The sequence below is a fragment of the Azospirillum sp. genome, from assembly GCF_050789165.1.
The window spans coordinates 54966-74850 of the sequence record NZ_JBOZRT010000137.1 but is presented as its reverse complement, the minus strand read 5'-3'; the positions used below and the strand labels follow the sequence as shown (position 1 = coordinate 74850).

Below are 19885 nucleotides of genomic sequence, written 5' to 3'. Positions count from 1 at the left end.
GTTGTCGGCGACGGCAGTCACCTCGATCTCGTGGCGGACGATGTTCAGCACGCCGCCCTTCTTGAGGCCGGCCGACTTGTCCTGGTTCGCGAACTCGACCGGCACCATGACGGTGATGCGGGTATCGCCCGACACGCGCAGGAAGTCCACGTGCAGCGGAACGTCGCTGACCGGGTGGAACTGCACGTCGCGCGGCAGCACGCGGTGCGTGGCGCCATCGACGGTCACGTCGAACAGGTGCGTGAAGAAGCCCGGCTGGTGCAGGATGCGGGTGAAGCCGCGCAGGTCCAGCGAAATGGTGAGGGGGGCCTGCTTGTTGCCGTAGATCACGGCAGGGATGCGGCCGTCGCGGCGGGTCTGGCGGGCGGTCCCCTTGCCGGCCCGCTCACGCGCCTCGGCGGCGAGCGCGATAACCTGAGTCATGGTGTGCTCCTCAACGGAAAAAGGCGCCCGCCTCCAGGGGTGCGGACGCATGAGCCGCGGTGTTTACGCTCCACGTGCCGAAACGTCAAGGGGCAGGGGCTTCGCGCCAGGCCGCCAGCAGGTCGGACTGCAGGCCGCGCGCGCGGGCGAGCCACGTCCGCGCCTCCGGCGGCATGTCGGCGACGCGGCGGTCCATGGCGGCGTCGAGGGCGGCGCGGGAGCGCTCGTCCCCGGCGTAGTAGACAAAGCCGAGGCTGCGGCCAGACGCGGTGCGCAGCCAGCCGGCGAGGCCCTTGGCGTAGGCCAGCGTGCCGGACTTGGCGCGCACGCCGGGCAGCGGCCCGCCCTCGTCGTCGCCGGGCAGCAGCGCGGCCAGCCGCTCGCCGCCGAGCGTCAGGATCGCCGCCGTCTGCCGCGCCGTCAGCCGCGAGCCCGACGTCAGGCCGGAGTGGTTGAGCAGCCGGAAGCCCGTCCAGTCCACGTCCGGCCGTTGCGCGCGGATCCAGCCGGCCAGCAGTGCGGCCGACTCCGCCAGCGTGGCGACGTTGGCATCCAGCGTGCGCGCCGCCGCCAGCCCGATCAGCTCGGCCGACAGGTTGTTGGAGTGTTTCAGCACCCGCGCCGCCAGTTCGGCCAGCGGCGCGCTCTCGTGCATCACCAGCAGGCGGGCGTCCGGGGGCAGCCGGCCGGCGGCGGGGCGGGGCAGGGCGATTCCGCGCTCGGCGGCGATGGCCTGCACCACCGCGGCGGTCATGGCGCCGGGCCGCGCCACCGGCAACCAGACGCGCGCGGGGGCGCCCTGGTGCAGGGCCAGCTGCCAGCGCTCGCCACCGCGGTCGGGCAGGGGCGCGACCAGCACCGGCTGTGGCAGGGCGGAGGCGGGCACCACCTCGACGCCGATGCCATCCACCGGGTGGCGGCCGATGTCGGAGACGCTCCATACGCCGGCCTCCACCCTGCCGCCGGACAGGCGCTGCCACGCCAGCTGCACCCGGTTGAAGTTCAGCGACAGCGCGCCGAGGCCGGTGTTGTACCCGGCGGTGCGCGGCTGGCCGGAGTCGATCTCCGGCAGTTCGGGCAGCGCCGAGGCATCGTAGAGGAAGCGCCCGGCCACCCGCCGCACGCCCTTCTCGGCGAGGCCGTCGAGCATCGCCGCCACGTCCTCGCCGACCAGCGACGGGTCGCCGCCGCCCTTGAGGATCAGGTCGCCGCGCAGCGTCCCCTCGATCACCTCGCCGGTCCCGTGCAGACCGGTGGTGAAACGGTGGCCGGGGCCGAGCAGCGCGAGCGCCGCCACCACGGTCGGCACCTTGGCGACCGAGGCCGGCGCGAAGGGGCGGTCGGCCAGCCGCGCCTCCAGCACGCGCCCGTCGGCGGGATCGAACAACAGCCAGCCGGCCTCTGAGGCCGGGCCGAGGCGAGCGGCGGGGTCGGCCCCGTTCGCCGCGGCCAGCAGGGGCAGCAGCAGGGGCGTGGCAAGCAGTTGGCGGCGGGACAGGGGGCGCGTCGTCATGAGGCGGAAGCTTGCGTTGCGATCCGGCGCGATGCCATAAAATTAGTGAAAGACGTCTCTGCATCTGGGCACGCCGGCATGATCCCTCCGAAACGCGCGTACCGCTACGAGGTTGTCGTCGAGCTGGGCGGGCGACCGAACATCGACGGGGTGTTCGACGATGAGAAACTGGCGATGGAGCGGGCGAAGTACCTGCTCACCCTCGCCAAGTACCAGATCATCCGGGTCGTCAAGGTCAACAAGGACGGCAAGGAAGAGACGCTGTTCGAGAAGGCCATCGCCGGCGGCGGCAAGGTCACCACCATCTCGCACATCGAGGAGGCGGCCTTCTGCAAGGACGTGCTGGAGGTCTTCTCGTTCCCCAGCCGGATGACGCTGCTGCGCCTGTTCCGCGCCTACTGCGACGAGCAGACGGTGATCCCGGCCGAGCAGCTGCACCGCTATTTCCCGCTGCGCTACTTCGAGCGCGAAGCGACGCTGTTCAATCCGGGCATCAGCCGCCTCGCCACGCTGCAGGCGCCGGTCGCCGGGCTCAAGGTGTTCGACCGCCAGGACCAGATCCTCCGTATGTTCAAGGAGTTGAAGGATCTGGCGCAGAACGCCGACGTGCTGAAGCCGTTCGACGGGACGCTGCTGCGGCTGGGCGTGGCCGGCCTGCTGTCGCAGGCGCGCAACGACCGCCCGGCGGAGGAACTGGACCGCATCGTCACCCACGCCTTCGCCAGCGCGCTGGAGGACGCCCGCGACTGGGGCGAGAAGCTGTCGGGAATCCTGCGCTTCCACGTCGAGGGCGACCCGGAGACGGTCACCATCGTCGACCAGCTGCTGTGTGAGACCATCGACGGGCGCGAGCCGGTGAAGGCCCTGATCGGCTACGCCCCCGATCTTGCCACAGCCTTGCAGGCGCTGCTGGCGACGTTGCGCGGTGATCTGGACGACCGGCTGCCGCACACAGAGCCGCTGCTCGACCTCTCCAACGCCATCGCGGCCGGCGGCTTCACGCACGTCCGGGAGGCGCTGCTGCGCCGGGTGCGCGGCGGCATCGAGGGCAAGAACCCGCTGACCCGCCAGGGCGGCGACGCCAAGGCGTTCCTGGCCATCGTCGATCAGCTCGCCGCCTTCGACGGCTTCATGGGCGGGCCGGTGATGGCGGCGGCGCTGATGAAGCGCGCCAAGATCGCCTGGGGGGCGGAGCACCGCGACATGCCCTTCGAGGAGGCGGTGATGCGGCTGTCCAACCGCCTCGGGTCGGCGGCGGCGCGCATCGGCTTCCTGCTCGACCTCGCCGCCAGTGAGTTCGGGCGGCGGCGCATGACCTATCTGGTCGAGCAGGTGGCCAACATGTTCGCCCGCGTCCGCTCGGCGCGCGAACTGGCGCCGGTCGGCGCCTCGCTGGAGGAGGTGCGCGCCGGCCTCGGGCACCGGCTGCGCAACGCCGGCATCCCGCGCATGCTGGCCGACGGGCTGGTGGCCAAGATCGCCGCCATCCCGGACGAGGAGCGCGTGATCGTCCCGCTGATCCAGGAGGAGGTGACGGTCGATCTCTCCGCCCCGAAGATCGTCGTGCCGAAGCTGGTGGTGAACCACAAGGGCAACCGCCACGTGCTGCCGGACGAGGGGGCGGAGCTGTTCGTCGGCCGCTCGCGCGAGTGCCAGCTGATGATCGAGGTGCCCTCGGCGTCGCGCCGCCACGCGCGCTTCGCGGTGGAGGGGGTGAACTTCGTGGTCTGTGACCTCAGCCGCAACGGCACCCGCCTGATCCCCGAGGAGGGGGAGCCGCGCGTGCTGATGAACGGCGAAACGGCGGTGCTCTCCGGGAAGGGCGAGATCGTCATCGGTGCGAAGGACGCCGGCGAGAAACCGGCGACGATCCATTGGGAGGTGCGGCGGTAACGTTCCCGCGCTGGGCCCCCCTCCTAACCTCCCCCCACTGCGCGGGGGGGAGGAACTCCGCTGCCAGCCTCGACAGCCCTCCCCCGCGAAGTGGGGGAGGGTTGGGTGGGGGCCCAACGCGGAAACAATTCCGTTACCCCGCCACCATCCCCATCTCCGCCATGCGGTAGCGGTTGCGCCCGCCGCGCTTCGCCTCGTACAGCGCGCGGTCGGCGACGTCGAGCAGCTCGTCGGGCGGGCGGTCGGGAGGCGGCACGGTGCCGGCGCAGCCCAGGCTGATCGTCACGTGGCCGGCCGTCGGCGAGGCGGCGTGCGGGATGGCCTCCGCCTCGACCGCGGCGCGCAGGCGCTCGGCGACACGGGCGGCACCCTCGGCGTCGGTCTCGGGCAGCAGGCAGACGAACTCCTCGCCGCCGAAGCGCGCCACCAAGTCGCCGGGGCGCATCACGTGCTCGCTCAGCAGGCGCGACACCGCGCGCAGGCAGTCGTCGCCGGACTGGTGGCCGTAGCGGTCGTTGAACGCCTTGAAGTGGTCGACGTCCAGCATGATCACCGACACCGGCAGCCTCGAGCGGCCGCAGCGCCGCCATTCCAGCGCCAGCACCTCGTCGAAGCGGCGCCGGTTGGGTATGCCGGTCAGCCCGTCGAGGAAGGACAGCTGGCGCAGCAGGTCGGTCTGCCGCTTCAGCAGGATGTGGTTGCGCACGCGGGCCTGCACGATGGGCGGGCTGATCGGCTTGGTGATGAAGTCGATGGCGCCGACCTCCAGCCCGCGCGTCTCGTCCTCCACCTCGCCGCGCGCCGAGATGAAGATGACGGGGATGTTCGCGGTCGCCGGGCTCTCCTTGATGCGCGCGCACACCTCGAAGCCGTCCATGCCCGGCATCATGATGTCGAGCAGCACGAGGTCCGGCAGGCGGGCCTGCACCAGTTCCAGCGCCTTGTCGCCGTTGGTGGCAAAGTAGATCTCGTAATCGTCGCGCAGGATGCGGCTCAGCACGTGGACGTTGCTGGGCACGTCATCGACGATCAGGATCCTGGCGCGGGTGTCCGGCATCTCGGGCTCACGCGGCCGGCGGGTGGGCGGGGAGGACGACGTGCAGTTCGTCCGCCAGCCGGCGGAGCAGTCCCTGCGCCTTGGCGAAGTCCAGCGAATCGACGGCGGCGGAGATCGCCTCCACCCGGCCCATCCCGGCGCGCGCGCCCAGTGGGCCGGCCAGCGCCAGCCATTCCTCGGCGGCCGCGAAGTTGTTGTCGGCCAGCAGCCCGTCCAGCCGGGCTAGCGCGGCCCCCAGCGGCCCGGCGTCGGCCGGAGGCGGCGCCTCGGCGGAGGGCTGGGCTTGATCGTGCGCCTGGGCGCGCGCGGTCTGCAGCACGGCGGCGAGCTCGCGCTGCAGCTCGGGCAGGGCGGCCCCTGCGGCGACACGCTCGCCGCGGCCGGCGGCGACCTGCACGGTGTCGGCGACCGCCGAGAGGCGGCGGGCACCCAGGCTGCCGGACATGCTCTTGAGGTCATGCGCCAGCTTGCGCGCGTCGCCGAGGCGCCCCTCGGCCAGCGCGTCGCCGATCGCGTCGGCGATGCCGGCGTGCGCGGCGGCGAAGCTCCGCAGGATGCGCTGGAACAGCTCGGCGTCGCCGTCCACGCGGCGCATGGCGTCGGCCATGTCGATGCCGGCGGGCGCGGTGCAGGCGGACGCCGGCGCGATGGCGGGCGGCAGAGTGACGGCGCCGCCGGTCCAGCGCAGCAGCGTGTCGATGAGCTGCGGCGGGTCGAGCGGCTTGGCGACGTGGTCGTTCATGCCGGCCTCGATGCAGTGCTCGCGGTCGCTGGGCAGTGCGCTGGCGGTGATGGCGATGATCGGCAGGTGGGCGAAGCGCGGCTCGGCCCGCAGCGCCCGGGTGGCGGCGAATCCGTCGAGGACCGGCATCTGCACGTCCATCAGCACGGCGTCGAACGGCGCGCCGGACGCCCGCACCAGGTCGATGGCCTGCTGGCCGTCGCCGGCCACGGCGACGGCGGCGCCGGCGCGTTCCAGGATCTCGCGGGCCACCTGCTGGCCGATGGCGTTGTCCTCGGCCAGCAGCAGGCGCTTGCCGGCCAGCGGCCGGGCCGGCAGGGCGACCGGCGCCGGCGCGCACGGGGCGCCGCCGTCCGGGCCGAGCGCATAGGCGCTGGCGACGGCGTCGAGCAGGACGGAGCCGGTCACCGGCTTGACGATGACGCCGTCGAGGCCGAGGTCGATCACCCGCTGCACCGCCTGTTCCTGGCCGAAGGCGGTGACGACGATGATGATCGGGCCGGTCAGCGCGCGGTCGGCGCGGATGCGCTGGCTGGCCTCGATGCCGTCCATGCCGGGCATGCGCCAGTCCATCAGCACCACCTCGTACGGCTCGCCGGCCGCGGCGGCGTGCGACAGCTCCTCGATCGCCGCCTCGGCGGAGGGGGCCTCGACGGCGTTCCAGCCGAAACTGCGGACCAGCGCGGCGAGGCTCTCTCGCGCGGTGTCGTTGTCGTCGACCACCATGACGCGCAGGTTGCGCGGCAGCGTCCGCGTGCGGACGGGCCGCGCCAGCGGCCGGGCGGGGCGGTCGAACACCGCGGTGAAGCGGAAGTCACTGCCCGTTCCGGGCGCGCTGATCACGCCCATGGAGCCGCCCATCATGCCGACCAGGCGGGTGCAGATCGCCAGCCCCAATCCGGTGCCGCCGTAGCGCCGGGTGGTCGAGCTGTCGGCCTGGCTGAAGGCAGCGAACAGGGCGCGCTGCTGGTCCGGCGCGATGCCGATGCCGGTGTCGCGGATGGAGAAGGCCAGCGTGGCGCGCTCCGCCGTCACCTCCGCCGCCTCCACGGTGACGACCACCTCGCCCTTCTCAGTGAACTTGATGGCGTTGCCGGCGAGGTTGATGAGCACCTGCTGGAGGCGCAGCGGGTCGCCGATCAGCTCCCGCGGCACCTCCGGCTTCACCAGGAACAGCACCTCGATGTCCTTCTCGCGCGCCGCCGTCGACATGATGGTGGCGAGGTTGTCGAGCAGGTCGTCGAGACGGAAGTCGGCGTGCTCCAGCTCCATCTTGCCGGCCTCGACCTTGGAGAAGTCGAGGATGTCGTTGAGGATGCCGAGCAGCGACTGCGCCGAGCCGCGGATCTTCTGCGCGTAGTCCTTCTGCCGCGGCGACAGCTCGGTCTGCTGCAGCAGGTGGACGAGGCCGAGGATGGCGTTCATCGGCGTGCGGATCTCATGGCTCATGTTGGCCAGGAACTCGCTCTTCGCCCGGCTCGCCGCCTCGGCCGCGGTCTTGGCCTCCAGCAGCGCCTGCTCGCCCGCCTTGCGCTCGGTGACGTCGGAGAAGTAGACGACGATGCCTTCGGCCGAGGGGGTGCAGGTGCCCTCGTACCACGCCTCGTGCGGCGGGTAGAAAATGGTGTCGGTGCCCTCCACCCGCTCGTCCATGGCGTGGCGGAAGTGCGCTTCGATGGGGGTGCCGAGCGTGTTCTGGAAGACGTCCCAGAACACCGCGCCGGACAGGTCGCGGCCCTGGGCGAGGCGGTCGCGGGCGCGCTGGTTCATGTAGACGACGCGCCAGTCGCGGTCGAGCGAGAGGATGAAGTCGGAGGTGCTCTCCAGCACCTCGGCCAGCCGCTCGCCGGCGCGGCGCGCCTCGCGTTCGGCCGCCTCGGCGTCGCGGCGGGCGGCGTCCAGCTCGCGCTCGCGGGCGGCGAGGTTGCGCGCCATGCCGTTGAAGGTCTCGGCCAGGGTGACGATCTCGCGCGGTGCACCGCCGGTCTCCACCGCGTCGACGGTCCGGCCGGCGCCGATCCGCTCGGCGGCGTCGCACAGCCGCTGCATCCAGCGCAGCACCGAGCGTCGCACCAGCAGCCACACCGCCAGGAAGCCGGCCAGCGCCCCCATCGCCGTCACCGCCAGCCCGTTCAGCATCTCGTCGCGGGCCTGCGCCCAGATCCGCTCCATCGGCAGGCCGACCACGAACGTCTTGTCGGTGCCGGGGATGCGCTGGAAGCTCCAGATGCGGTCCCGTCCGTCGGCGCCGACCGCCTCGAACGTGCCGCCTTCCGTGGAAAGCATCGTCCGCACGTGCGGGAAGGAGCTGAAGTTCTTGCCGATCCAGCCTTCCGGATCGGGCTGGCGGGCGACGATGGTCCCTTCGCCGTCGATCACGGAGATGCGCACGTCCTCCTGTCGGGTGACGGCGATCAGGTCTTCGTACCAGGTCAGGTCGATGTTGGCGCCGACCACGGCGGTCACCCGGCCTTGATCGACGATGGGGTGCGCCGCCACCATCATCCGCCGCCCGGACAGCTTGCCGACGATGAAGCCGCTGAGGTGGAACTCGCGGCTGGCCGTGGCTTTCTGGAAATAGGCGCGGTCGCCGATGTCGAGGCCGAAGCCGGTGCCGGTGTCGTCGCAGATCACCCGTCCGTCCGGGCCGGCGACCCACAGCCCGGCCGCCCAGGTCTGCCGCCCGGCGATCGGCTTGAGGAGGTTCACGCAGGCCTGCGGCGCCGCGGCGGCGCCGTGGATCTCCGGCACGATGGCCAGCACGCCGAGCAGCGTGCGCGCGTCGCCGATCACCGCCTGTTGGCGGCGCACGCCCTCGTCGGTCAGGTGGAGGGCGAGGTCGATGGCGGCCGTGCGGCGCTGCGCCACGTCCTCGTTCAGGTGGTATACCGACGCCGCCAGCGGCAACGCCAGCGCGCCCAGCACGATGGCCAGCATGCGGCCGCGCAGGCTGTCGAAGCGCACGGCGCGCGAGAGGCGGGAAGCGAAGCTGGGCGGCATGACGTGCGCGGAAGTGGGCGTTCGGCCGGGGAATATTACCCCGTCCGAACGGTTCGCGCTCGGCTTATGTCGGGGCGGATAAAATTTGCCCCGCCCCCGCGCCCGGCAACGGTTGGTGGCGTGGTCTAGAAGAACCGCGCCAGATTGCCGCGGATGCGCTCCAGCACCGGCACCACCTCGGCCGGGACCTCGAAGGTCTGGCCGGTGATGGTCTCGTAGGCGTGGATGTAGACCGCGGCGGTGTCCAGCACCAGCTGGTCGGGGATCTCCGGGATCGGGTCCTTGTACGGATCGCAGCGCTGGCTGACCCAGGTGCGCACGAAGTCCTTGTCGAAGCTCTCCGGCCGCTGGCCGGCCTTCAGGCGCTCCGCGTAGCTGGCGGCCATCCAGTAGCGGCTGCTGTCGGGCGTGTGGATCTCGTCGGCCAGGATGACGTTGCCGTCCTCGTCCACGCCGAACTCGTACTTGGTGTCGACCAGGATCAGGCCGTGCTGCGCGGCGATCTCGCGGCCGCGGGCGAACAGCTTCAGCGCCACGTCGCAGACGCGCTCCCACTGCTCCTTCGGCAGCAGGCCCTGCTCGACGATCTCCTTCGGCGACAGCGGCGTGTCGTGGCTGCCCAGCGCGGCCTTGGTGGTGGGGGTGATGATGGTCTCGGGCAGCTTCTGGTGCTCGTGCATGCCATCGGGCAGGCGCACGCCATACATCTCGCGCTGGCCGGCCTTGTACATCGACCAGATCGAGGTCGAGGTGGTGCCGGTCAGGTAGTCGCGCACGACGATCTCGACCGGCAGGATCTTCAGGCGCTTGGCCACCACCACGTTGGGGTCCGGATACTCCAGCACGTGGTTGGCGACGATGTCCTTCGTCCGCTCGAACCAGAAGCGGGCGGTCTGCGTCAGCACCTGGCCCTTGAAGGGGATGCAGGTGAGGATGATGTCGAAGGCGCTCAGCCGGTCGGTGGCGACGATGATCCGCCGGCCGTCCGGCAGGTCGTAGTTGTCGCGCACCTTGCCGGCGTAGTGGCTCGGCAGTTCGGGGATGGTGCCGTCGGTCAGCACGTTGTGCAGGTGCGGGGCCAGCGAGCGCGCGTCGATCATCGGAAAGTGCCTAGCCGGAAAAAGGGGCGAGAGCCGGCATGTAGCACAGGACGCGCCGGGCGAACAGGGCCGAGCATCGGCTATCGAATTCGGGAATGGGGACGGAGGAATCCCGGAATCGGCACGCGGCGCCCGGCGGTGCGGGCCGCAATCGCCCGGAATCCCGCTGGCACGGCCCCTGCAATGGCCTGCGGCGGAACTTGCAAGGAGGTGCCAGCGTGCACACCAAGGACGAAGCCCCGCGGTGCGACGGCGCGGGGGAGCGCAACGGGACCGGCGTGGTTCTCGCGGTCTGTGCGTTCGCGCTGTTCGGCTTCGCGCTCGTCGAGCGCACCGACGCCTACCCGCGCTTCAGCCAGCCGGCCGGCTGCGCCACGGCGGCCAGCCTGAAGGCGCCGGACGGCCTGGCGCAGGCGCGGGCGCAGGGCGCCTTCATCCGCGTGCTGCCGTCGGCGGTGCAGCGCGGCGGCGTCGACCCGAAGCGCGGCGGCCAGATGCTGCTGACGGTGTCGGTCGAGGTGGTGAAGGCCGGTTGCCCGACGGTGCGGGCCGACGGCAGGTTCGACGCGGCGTTCGAGATGGTGGACGGGGTGCCGAAGATCACCCGCGTCGTCGAGCGCGTCGCCGGCGTGCCGCTGGGCACCGCCGCGGTGGCGGCGAGCAAATAATCAACGTCCGGCCGTCAGCATCGCGGCGACCGCCTTGCGCAGTTCCACCGCGACCACCGGCTTGTGCAGCATGCGGATGCCGCTGGCGCGCGCCTCGGCAAGGCGTTCCGGCGCGGTGTCGCCGGTGATCATGGCCGCCGGCGGGCGGACGCCGAAGTGCTCCTCGATGCGGCGGATCGCCTGGATGCCGGTCTCGCCGTCGCGCAGGCGGTAGTCGGCGAGAATGGCGTCCGGGGCCCGGCGGCGCTCCTCCATCCGCTGCACCGCCTCGCCGATGGAGCCGGCGGCGACCACCGTGTGGCCCCAGGACTCCAGCATCGCCTTCAGGCCGAGCCGGATCAGCGCCTCGTCATCGACCACCAGCAGCAGCCCCTGCGGCTCGCCCCCGTCGGCCGGCCGCCTGGGCGCGGCGGTGTCGGGCGTGCAGGGCTCGGCCAGCGGCAGCTCGACGCTGAACACCGAGCCGTGCTCCGGCCAGGAGCGCACCTCCACCCCGTGGCCGAGCAGCCGGCTCAGGCGCTTCACCACCGCAAGCCCGAGGCCGAGGCCCTTGCCGCGGTCGCGCTCCGGGTTGCCGAGCTGGAAGAACTCCTCGAAGATCTCGGCCTGCTTGTCCGGCTCGATGCCGATGCCGGTGTCGCAGACTTCGATCCGCAAACGGCCGCCGTGCCGCCGTCCCCCGACCACCACGCCGCCGCGGCGGGTGTAGCGCAGCGCGTTTTCGATCAGGTTGCGCAGGATGCGCTCCAGCAGCGTCGGGTCGCTGACCACCATGGCCCGCGAGCGCACCACCCGGAAGCGAAGCCCCAGCGCCGCCGCGCGCGGCCCGTATTCGGCCGCCAGACGGTCGAGCAGCTCGGCCAGCGGCATGGCGACCGGCTGCGGCTCGACCAGGCCGGCGTCGAGGCGTGAGATGTCCAACAGGCTGTCGAGCAGCAGGCGCAACGCGTCCAGCGAGCGGTCCATGGAATCCAGCGCGGCGGCGGCGGCCGGCTCCTGCCCCAGCCGCTCCTTCAGCACGCCCATGAACAGCAGCAGCGACTGCACCGGTTGGCGCAGGTCGTGGCTGGCGGCAGCGAGGAAGCGGGTCTTGGCGTGGTCGGCGCGCTCGGCGTTCTCCTTGGCGGCGGCCAGCGCCTGTTCCATGGCGCGGCGGCGCTCGATGTCGCGGCCGACCGCCTGCACCTCGCTGAAGCGCCCGGCGCCGTCGAACACCGCGTAGCCCTCCCAGGCGAACCAGCGCGGGCCGTCGATGGTCAGCATGCGGTTCTCCACCGCGGTGCGCGGGTGCGGCGGCATCATGATGCGTGTCAGCGCGTCGCTGGTGGCGGTGATGCTGTCGGGGTGCGTGAACTCGGTCCAGGGGCGGCCGCGGAGCGCGCCGGCGGTGATGCCCAGCAGGCGCGCCGTGGTGTCGTTGGCGAAGCTCAGCGTGCCGTCGGCGGTGAGGCGCAGCACCATGTCCGATTGCGATTCCACCAGCCCGCGGTAGCGTGCCTCGCTGGCGCGCAGCGCCTCCTCGGCGGCGAAGCGGGCGGCGCGCAGGCGTTCGCGTTCCTCCAGGCCGGCGGCCATCTCGTTGAAGATGTGGGCGAGGCGCCGGGTCTCCGGCGTGCCGGCTCGGGTTTCCACGCGCGCTGCGAGGTCGCCGTCGCGCCAGCGTGCCGCCGCCTCGCCCAGCGCGTCCAGCGGCCGCACGATCAGTCGCCGGCCGACGATTCCCGCCGCCAGTGCCGCTGCCAGCAGCCCGGCGACGAGCAGCGCAAGACTCCAGCGCGTCGCCTCATTGATCGGGGCGAGTTGCGCCTCCTTGTCGAGGCCGACGGCGAGGAAGACCTCGCTCGGCTCGGCCTCCACCGGCGAATAGGCGAAGATGCGCGACCGGCCGTCGAGCCCCGGAAGCGCGGCCAGCCCCGGCTCGGCGGCGTGCAGCAGCCCGGCCAGCTCCGGGCTGAGCGGCTTGCCGCGCCACTGCTCGGCGCTCGCGGTGGCGGCCAGGATGGTGCCGTTGCGGTCGGCCATCACAACGCTGGTGTTGGCCGGCAGCCGCTTGGCCATCAGCGCGTCGTTCAGCCAGTCCAGGTCGATGGTGAAGGTGACGACGCCGCCAACCGCGCCCAGTCGGTCGGTGTAAGGCACCGCGAAGGGCCACACCCGGCGGCCGATGGCCTGCGCCTGAACGTAGTTGCCGATGGCGAAGGCGCGGGTCTGCAGCGCCTGCCGCACGTGCGTGTACTGGGCGAGGCGCACGCCTATGGAGCGGGTGTCGCTGGCGCAGCGGACGATGCCCTGCGCGTCGGTGACGTTCAGCGTGCCCATGCGGAAGGGCAGCGGCATGCGGTCGATCAGCTGCTGGCATTCGCCCATGTCGCCGGCGCGGATGGAATCGCCAACGGCCACCGTGTCGATCAGCTGGCGCACGCCGTCCACGATGCGCGTCTGCTCGGCCAGGAGCAGGTCGCGCAGCTGTTGGGCCTCGGCGTTGATCTCGGCCATCTGCGTCCGGCGCAGTTCCACCACCGTGTAGGCGCCCAGCGCGATGGCGGGCAGCACCGCCAGCAGAACCAGCAGGAACAGCCGCTGGAACAAGGTCACATCGTTCGTCCTCTAATGAATACGCTGGACGTTCTGCCCAATCCCTATGCAATCCGTCAACCGACGCATGGCCGCCGTGCGGTTTCCGGTCCGTTCAGGTGCGGGCGCCCTCACGCTCGCCGTAGGCCGCCGCCACCTCGCCGACCGCCATGACGGTCGAGCAGATGCCCGTCAGCACCAGCGCCAGTGCCGCCGCCGCCGGGAAGTCCGACCCGCTCTCCGACACCATGCTGTAGAGCTGCAGCGGCAGGATGGTCAGCCGCGTGCCGACCAGCGCCAGCGCCGTGCCGTACGCCCCGAACACCACCGCCGCCACCAGGCAGAAGGCGGTCAGCGCGGTGGTGCGCACCTGCGGCAGCAGGATGTGCAGCAGCGCCTCGCGCGGAGTGGCGCCCAGCGATTCCGCGGCGGCGAGCTGGGCGCGGTCGAAGTTGACCAGCACCGGCAGCATCAGCATCACCACTCGCGGGATCAGGTAGTAGGAGGTGGCGAAGGCCAGCCCCTGCGGGCTGTACAGGATGCCGGCGAACCACGCCGGATCGACGCCCAGCAGCCCCAGCAGCTGCGTGACCAGCCCGGCCCGGCCGTAGGCGAGGATGAACCCGTACGCCACGATCAGGCCGGAGAAGGTCAGCGGCAGCGCGATGAGGAACGACAGCAGAGCCCGCCAGCGCGGCCCGATCCGCGACAGGTGCAGCGCCACGCAGAACCCCACCACCAGCGACACCGTCGCCGCCACCAGGGTCAGCACGGCGCTGCCGCCCAGGCTGCGCAGGAACATCGGGTTGGCGAACACCCGGCGGAAGGAGCCGGGATCGCCCAGCGCGTCCCCGGCGACGGTGGCCAGCGGCAGCGCGAAGAACAACAGCAGCACGGCCACGCCCGGCGATGCCAGCGTCAGCAGCAGGCGGCGTGGCCGCAGCGACTGCGTTCCCTTCACGGGGCTTTCCCTCTCTATTGGCCGATCGCCACCTTGGCCCAGCCGGCGTCGATCTCGCTCTTCTTAGCGGCGGCGGCGCGAACGTCCAGCGGGCGCACCTGCGGGGCGGGCGGCAGCTTGTCGGCGACGCTCTCCGGCAGCTTGATGCCTGGCACCGACGGACGCACGTAGCCCTGCGCGAAGATGCCCTGGCCGAACTCGGTCATGATGAAGTTCAGCCACAGCTTGCCGGCGTTCGGGTTGGGGGCGTTCTTCACCAGGCTGATGCCGTAGGGGGCGGCCACCGACGCCTCCTTGGGGATGACCACCGCGACGGCGTCGCCCAGGCCGTCCACGTACTTGGCCTTCAGGCCATCGTTCTCGTAGCTGATCCAGATCGGGATCTCGCCCTTGACGAACTGGGCGTATGGGGTGGTGCCGACGACGCGCAGCACGTTGCCCGACTTGTGCAGCTTGCCCAGGTAGTCGATGCCCGGCTGCACGTTGGTCATGTCGCCGCCGGCCGCGTAGTTGGCGGCGAAGGCCAGCACCTGCCCGACGCCGGTCGAGCGCGGGTCGAGGTAGACGACCGAGTTCTTGTAGTCCGGCTTCAGCAGGTCGGCCCAGGACTGCGGCACCTCCTTGACCAGCTTCGTGTTGACCACGAAGGCGATGGTCAGGGAATGGATGGTGAACCACTTGCCCTCGGGATCGCGGAACACGTCCGGCAGCTTGTCGAAGTTCACCGGCTTGAAGGGCGCCACCACGTCCTTCGCGATGGCGTCCACCGCGGAGGCGGCGAAGTAGTAGGCGGTGTCCGCCTGCGGGCGGTTGCGCGCCTTGTCCAGCGCCACCACCGTGGCCGCCGAGCCGAGGTCGTTGTAGGTGATCTCTACGTTCGGGTAGCGCTTCTTGAAGGCCGCGAACTGCGCCGCCCAGTTGGCCCAGGTCGGGCCGGTGTCGAAGGAGACGACCATGCCTTCCTTCGTCGCGGCCTCGTACAGGTCCTTCTCGCCCGGGTACAGCTCGGGCGAGTCGGCGGCCGTCTGCGCCAGGGCGGCGCCGGCCAGACAGAACAGCGCGCCGAACGCCGCCGCCGCGGTCCGCAAGAGTTTCATGGCCGTCCTCCTCTCGGTGTCATCGGTTGCCTGGAATGATGTGGACGCTCTCCGCGGGAACATGAACCTCCCGGACGTCGCCGGGCTGCGCCGTCTCCGCGACCAGCACGCCGCCGGCGACCGACAGGTCGAAGCGGCGGACGGATCCCAGGAAACGGTCCTGCGCGATGCTTCCGGTGAAGCCGTTCACCCCATCCGGCGGCGCGCCGAGGCGCACACGCTCCGGGCGAATGAGTATCGTAACAGGCACTCCGGGAGGAAGCCCGTGCGGCATTGTGGCCAATCGGCCGATCGGCGTATCGACGCTGTCCGGGCCGGCTACCGTGCCGTCCAGCAGGTTGGCGTGCCCGACGAAGGCCGCCACCGCGCGCGACGCCGGGCGCTCGTACAACTCGCGCGGCGGGGCGATCTGCTCGATGCGGCCGGCACGCATGACGACGACGCGGTCGGCGATGGACAGCGCCTCTTCCTGGTCGTGGGTGACGTGCAGGGTGGCGATGCCCTCGCTGCGCTGCAGGCGGCGGATCTCGTCGCGCATACCGATGCGCAGCGCGGCGTCGAGGGCCGACAACGGCTCGTCCAGCAGCAGGGCGCGCGGGCTGAACACCAGGGCGCGCGCCAGTGCCACGCGCTGTTGCTGGCCGCCCGACAGCTCCGGCGGCCGGCGGTCGGCCAGCGCCGACAGGCCGACCCGCTCCAGCATCGCCAGCGCTCGCCGCCGCTGCTCGCCGGCCGCCACCCCGCGCACCTTGAGCGGGTAGGCGACGTTCTCCCACGCCGCCATGTGCGGGAACAGCGCGTAGGTCTGGAACACCACCCCCAGGTTGCGCTCGCGCGCCGGCACGCCGGAGACGTCGGCGCCGCCCAGCAGCACCGCCCCCTCCCGCGGTTCCAGGAAGCCGGCGATCAGGCGCAGCAGGGTGGACTTGCCGCAGCCGCTCGGCCCGATCACCGCGACCAGTTCGCCGGGGGCGATGGCGAGGTCGATGCCGCCGACCGCGGCGGCGGCAGTGCCGGGGTAGGCGAAGCCGACGCCGCGCAGCTCGATGACCGGAGCGCTCATTGCGCATGCCTCCCCGTGGCTCGGTGGGCGGTGAGCGCGCCGGCGGCCGACGCGGTGAGCGCCAGCGCCAGCAGGATCACCGTCGCCGCGCAGGCGAAGCCGGTGGCGCCGTAGAAGGCCTGCAGCAGCACGACCGGGTAGGGCCGCGTCAGGAACCCGGCGACGAGGTTGGACAGCTGGAACTCCCCGATCGACAGCGCCGCCACCATGATCAACCCCGACGCCAGGCTGTGCCGCAGGCTGGGCAGCACGATTTCGGCCAGCGTGCGCAGCGGGCCGGCGCCCAGCGATTCGGCGGCGGTCTCCAGCTCGGCGAGGCGCAGGTGGCGCATGTCGCCGACCAGCGTCTGCAGCAGGTACGGCAGTGTGAGCACCACGTGTCCGCCGATCAGCACGCCCGCGCTGCCCAGGAAGGGCAGGGTGTCGCTGGAGAACACCAGCACGAAGCCGAACGCCAGCACGATGGGCGGCACCGCGATGGGCAGCAGATAGAGAATGCGCGCCGCGGCCCGCACCCCGCGCGACGCGGCGCCATAGATGGCGTAGGCCAGCGGCAGCCCGATCACCGCGTCGATGACGCAGGTCGCGGCGCACACCCGGAGGCTGACCCAGAAGGCGCGCTGGAAGCTGCCATCCGTGTAGACGGCCTCGTACCACCGCCCGGTAAAACCGGATGGCAGCATGCTATTCAACCATACGTCGCCGAAGGAGCCGACGAACAGCAGAAGAATCGGCAGGAACAGATAGGCGAGATAGACCCCTGTAACCCAGGCCATCGCGGCTCCGCTGGCGCGTTCAACGCGCTTCGTGTTGTGTCTCCCAAGGCGAGCATACGGCAGCAACTGTCGATAACGAAAGTCTTACTTAGGGCGGAGAGCGCCCGCCGGTGGTGCATGTGCTCGTCCGGCCAACGATGTTTGATGCGGATCATGGACCCGGCGGCGCCGCCGTGCGACAAGCGCGGCCATGAAGTATGTCGAGGAATTCCGCGACGCCGCGCTCGCCCGCGGCTTGGCCGGGGCGATCCGCCGCGCCGCCGATGCGGCGCGCCGTTACCACATCATGGAGTTCTGCGGCGGCCACACCCACGCGATCGCCCGCTACGGCATCCCCGACCTGCTTCCACCGAACGTGCGGCTGATCCACGGGCCGGGGTGCCCGGTCTGCGTGTTGCCGGTGGGGCGAATCGACGACGCGATCAGCATCGCCCGTCGGCCCGGCGTGATCCTCTGCACCTACGGCGACGTGATGCGCGTGCCGGCATCGGAGCGCATGAGCCTCATCAAGGCGAAGGCCGAGGGCGCCGACGTCCGCATGGTGCTGTCCACCACCGACGCGCTGAGGATCGCCGAGGCCAACCCGGGGCGGGATGTGGTGTTCTTCGCCATCGGCTTCGAGACCACGACGCCGCCCACCGCGGTTGCCCTGCAACTGGCCAGGGCGAAGGGGATCGCCAACTTCTCGGTGTTCTGCAACCACGTGCTGACCCCGGCGGCGATCTCCAACATCCTGGAGAGCCCGGAGGTGCGCGAACTGGGCACGGTGCCGCTGGATGCCTTCATCGGCCCGGCGCACGTCTCCACCATCATCGGCAGCCGCCCCTACGAGTATTTCGCCGAGGAGTACCAGAAGCCGGTGGTGGTCGCCGGGTTCGAGCCGCTGGACGTCATGCAGGCGATCCTGATGCTGGTCACCCAGATCAACGAGGGCCGGGCGGAGGTGGAGAACCAGTTCATCCGCGCCGTCACTCGCGACGGCAACCGCAAGGCGCAGGCGCTGGTCGCCGACGTGTTCGAGCTGCGCCGGTCGTTCGAGTGGCGCGGCCTCGGCCTCGTGCCGTACAGCGCGCTGAAGATCAAGGAGGCCTACGCCGCCTGGGACGCCGAGCGGCGCTTCGCCATCCCCAACGCCATGGTGCCCGACCACAAGGCCTGCGCCTGTGGCGCCATCCTGCGCGGGCTGAAGCGGCCGACCGACTGCAAGCTGTTCGGCACCGCCTGCACGCCGGAGAGCCCGATGGGCTCCTGCATGGTCTCGGCCGAGGGGGCGTGCGCGGCGCACTACGTCTACGGCCGCTTCCGCGACCACGTCGCGGTGGAGGCGTGATGCGCATCCTGCTCCTCGTCCACGCCTTCAACAGCCTGGCGCAGCGCCTGTACGTCGAGCTGGCCGAGCGCGGCCATACCCTGTCCATCGAGTTCGACGTCAACGACTCCGTCACATCCGAGGCGGTGGAGCGCTTCCGCCCCGACCTGCTGCTGGCGCCGTTCCTCAAGCGCGCGATCCCCGAGGCGGTGTGGCGCCGGCTGCCCTGTCTGGTCGTTCACCCTGGTCCGCCGGGCGACCGCGGCCCGTCGTCGCTCGACTGGGCGGTGCTGGAGGGGGCGGCGGAGTGGGGCGTCACCGTCCTGCAGGCCAACGGCGAGTTCGACGCCGGCGATGTCTGGGCCTCGCGCGCCTTCCCGATGCGCGCCGCGCCGAAGGCCAGCCTGTACCGCCACGAGGTGACCGAGGCCGCCGTCGCCGCGGTGCTGGAGGCGTTGCAGCGTCTGGAGCGCGGCGAGGCGGCGACGCCGGTCGATCCGGCGCTCGTCCGGACGCGCCCGGCGATGCGGCAGGCCGACCGCGCCATCGACTGGAGCCGCGACGACACCGCCACCGTGCTGCGCAAGATCCGCAGCGGCGATGGCGTGCCCGGCGTGCGCGACGGCGATGTCAGTCTGTTCGACGTCCACCCGGAAAGCCGCCTGACGGGCGCCCCCGGCGCGTGGCTGGCGCGCTGGCAGGGCGCGGTGTGCCGGGCCACGGTGGACGGCGCGGTGTGGATCGGCGCGATGAAGGCGCGCTCACCGGGGCCGCACGCGCCGACGCTGAAGCTGCCGGCGTCCATGGTGCTGGCCGCCGACCTGCCGGAGGTGGCGGGCGACCACCGCGACCTCTGGTACGAGGAGGCCGACGGTGTCGGCTATCTGCATTTCCCCTTCTACAACGGCGCCATGAGCGCCGGGCAGTGCGCGCGGCTTCTGGCGGCCTACCAGGAGGCGTGCCGGCGCGACACCCGCGTGCTGGTGCTGATGGGCGGCGAGGATTTCTGGAGCAACGGCATCCACCTCAACGTCATCGAGGCCGCCTCCAGCCCGGCCGACGAGTCCTGGCGCACCATCAATGCCATCGACGACGTGGCGCGCGCCGTGCTGACCACCACCGACAAGGTCACGGTGTCGGCGTTGTCCGGCAACACCGGGGCGGGCGGCGTCTTCCTGGCGCTGGCCGCCGACCGGGTGTGGGCGCGGGGCGGCGTGGTGCTCAACCCGCACTACAAGGGCATGGGCAACCTGTACGGCTCGGAGTACTGGACCTACGTGCTGCCCCGCCGCGTCGGTGAAGAGCGCGCCCGCGCCGTCACCGAGGCGCGCCTGCCCATGGGCACGGCGGAAGCGCGGCGCCTCGGTCTCGTGGATGCGGCGTTCGGCTGCGGGAGCGTCGACTTCCGCGTCGAGGTGGCGGAGCGCGCCCGCGCGCTGGCGGCCGACCCGGCCCTGCCGGCGCTGCTCGCCGACAAGCGCGCCCGCCGCGCCGCCGACGAGGCCGCCAAGCCGCTGGAGCAATACCGCGCCGAGGAGCTGGAGCGCATGCGCTTCAACTTCTACGGCTTCGACCCGAGCTACCACGTCGCCCGGTACAACTTCGTCTTCAAGGTGCCGAAGTCGCGCACGCCGCTGTATCTGGCGGCACACCGGCGCTGACCCCATATCCAGGCTTTCATCACATTACGCGAGAAACTGATTCTCTCA

Annotated in this window: 14 protein-coding genes; 4 read left to right on the top strand and 10 right to left on the bottom strand. The window is 71.5% G+C overall.

Going from position 1 to position 19885, the window contains the following annotated elements; translation table 11 throughout:
* Together ACRWK7_RS29295 and dacB are read right to left on the bottom strand one after the other, a co-directional pair.
* Positions 1 to 423: 50S ribosomal protein L25/general stress protein Ctc (locus tag ACRWK7_RS29295; protein ID WP_431860417.1), on the bottom strand; the 423-nt coding region annotated here is incomplete at its 3' end.
* An 85-nt stretch (positions 424 to 508) separates the two neighbouring features.
* On the bottom strand, positions 509 to 1936 hold the full coding sequence (dacB, locus tag ACRWK7_RS29290; protein ID WP_431860416.1) for a D-alanyl-D-alanine carboxypeptidase/D-alanyl-D-alanine endopeptidase: 1428 nt from the start codon (positions 1934 to 1936) through the stop codon (positions 509 to 511).
* A gap of 78 nt (positions 1937 to 2014) precedes the next feature.
* Here dacB and ACRWK7_RS29285 point away from each other — a divergent pair, with 78 nt between their 5' ends.
* Positions 2015 to 3829 (top strand): FHA domain-containing protein, encoded by a 1815-nt coding sequence (locus tag ACRWK7_RS29285; RefSeq protein ID WP_431860414.1) that lies wholly within the window; start codon positions 2015 to 2017, stop codon positions 3827 to 3829.
* 133 nt (positions 3830 to 3962) lie between these two features.
* Here ACRWK7_RS29285 and ACRWK7_RS29280 read toward each other — a convergent pair whose 3' ends face one another.
* From ACRWK7_RS29280 to ACRWK7_RS29270, 3 genes are all read right to left on the bottom strand, one after another.
* On the bottom strand, positions 3963 to 4886 hold the full coding sequence (locus ACRWK7_RS29280; protein ID WP_431860412.1) for a diguanylate cyclase: 924 nt from the start codon (positions 4884 to 4886) through the stop codon (positions 3963 to 3965).
* A gap of 7 nt (positions 4887 to 4893) precedes the next feature.
* A complete protein-coding gene (locus ACRWK7_RS29275) occupies positions 4894 to 8628 on the bottom strand; it encodes a response regulator (protein ID WP_431860410.1) in 3735 nt (1244 codons plus the stop codon).
* A 125-nt stretch (positions 8629 to 8753) separates the two neighbouring features.
* The gene (locus ACRWK7_RS29270; RefSeq protein WP_431860408.1) at positions 8754 to 9728 is read right to left on the bottom strand and encodes a phosphoribosylaminoimidazolesuccinocarboxamide synthase; all 975 of its coding nucleotides are present in this window, start codon (positions 9726 to 9728) and stop codon (positions 8754 to 8756) included.
* A gap of 218 nt (positions 9729 to 9946) precedes the next feature.
* On the opposite strand from ACRWK7_RS29270, the gene ACRWK7_RS29265 reads away from it, so the two are divergent.
* Positions 9947 to 10396 (top strand): hypothetical protein, encoded by a 450-nt coding sequence (locus ACRWK7_RS29265; RefSeq protein ID WP_431860406.1) that lies wholly within the window; start codon positions 9947 to 9949, stop codon positions 10394 to 10396.
* Here ACRWK7_RS29265 and ACRWK7_RS29260 read toward each other — a convergent pair whose 3' ends face one another.
* The 5 genes from ACRWK7_RS29260 to ACRWK7_RS29240 all read right to left on the bottom strand — a co-directional run bounded on the left by ACRWK7_RS29260 (position 10397) and on the right by ACRWK7_RS29240 (position 16867).
* Complete coding sequence (locus ACRWK7_RS29260) at positions 10397 to 12991, bottom strand: ATP-binding protein (RefSeq protein WP_431860404.1); 2595 nt, start codon at positions 12989 to 12991, stop codon at positions 10397 to 10399.
* A gap of 94 nt (positions 12992 to 13085) precedes the next feature.
* Positions 13086 to 13931, bottom strand: a complete 846-nt coding sequence (locus ACRWK7_RS29255) for an ABC transporter permease (RefSeq protein WP_431860402.1) — start codon at positions 13929 to 13931, stop codon at positions 13086 to 13088.
* A gap of 14 nt (positions 13932 to 13945) precedes the next feature.
* Positions 13946 to 15028 carry an extracellular solute-binding protein gene (locus ACRWK7_RS29250; RefSeq protein WP_431860400.1) on the bottom strand — a complete coding sequence of 361 codons (1083 nt, stop codon included), beginning with the start codon at positions 15026 to 15028 and terminating at the stop codon, positions 13946 to 13948.
* 19 nt (positions 15029 to 15047) lie between these two features.
* Positions 15048 to 16091 carry an ABC transporter ATP-binding protein gene (locus tag ACRWK7_RS29245; RefSeq protein ID WP_431860399.1) on the bottom strand — a complete coding sequence of 348 codons (1044 nt, stop codon included), beginning with the start codon at positions 16089 to 16091 and terminating at the stop codon, positions 15048 to 15050.
* Positions 16088 to 16867, bottom strand: coding sequence for an ABC transporter permease (locus ACRWK7_RS29240; RefSeq protein WP_431860397.1), 780 nt, complete (start codon positions 16865 to 16867; stop codon positions 16088 to 16090). Before ACRWK7_RS29240 ends, ACRWK7_RS29245 begins: the two co-directional genes overlap by 4 nt.
* Before the next feature lie 190 nt (positions 16868 to 17057).
* Between ACRWK7_RS29240 and hypD the strand changes: the two genes are divergently transcribed.
* Entirely contained in the window at positions 17058 to 18197 is a 1140-nt protein-coding gene (gene hypD, locus ACRWK7_RS29235; RefSeq protein ID WP_431860395.1) for a hydrogenase formation protein HypD, read from the top strand.
* Positions 18197 to 19837: a hydrogenase maturation protein gene (locus tag ACRWK7_RS29230; RefSeq protein WP_431860393.1), complete on the top strand. Its 1641-nt coding sequence runs from the start codon at positions 18197 to 18199 to the stop codon at positions 19835 to 19837. The genes hypD and ACRWK7_RS29230 overlap by 1 nt, the downstream gene beginning before the upstream one ends.
* Positions 19838 to 19885 lie beyond the last annotated feature (48 nt).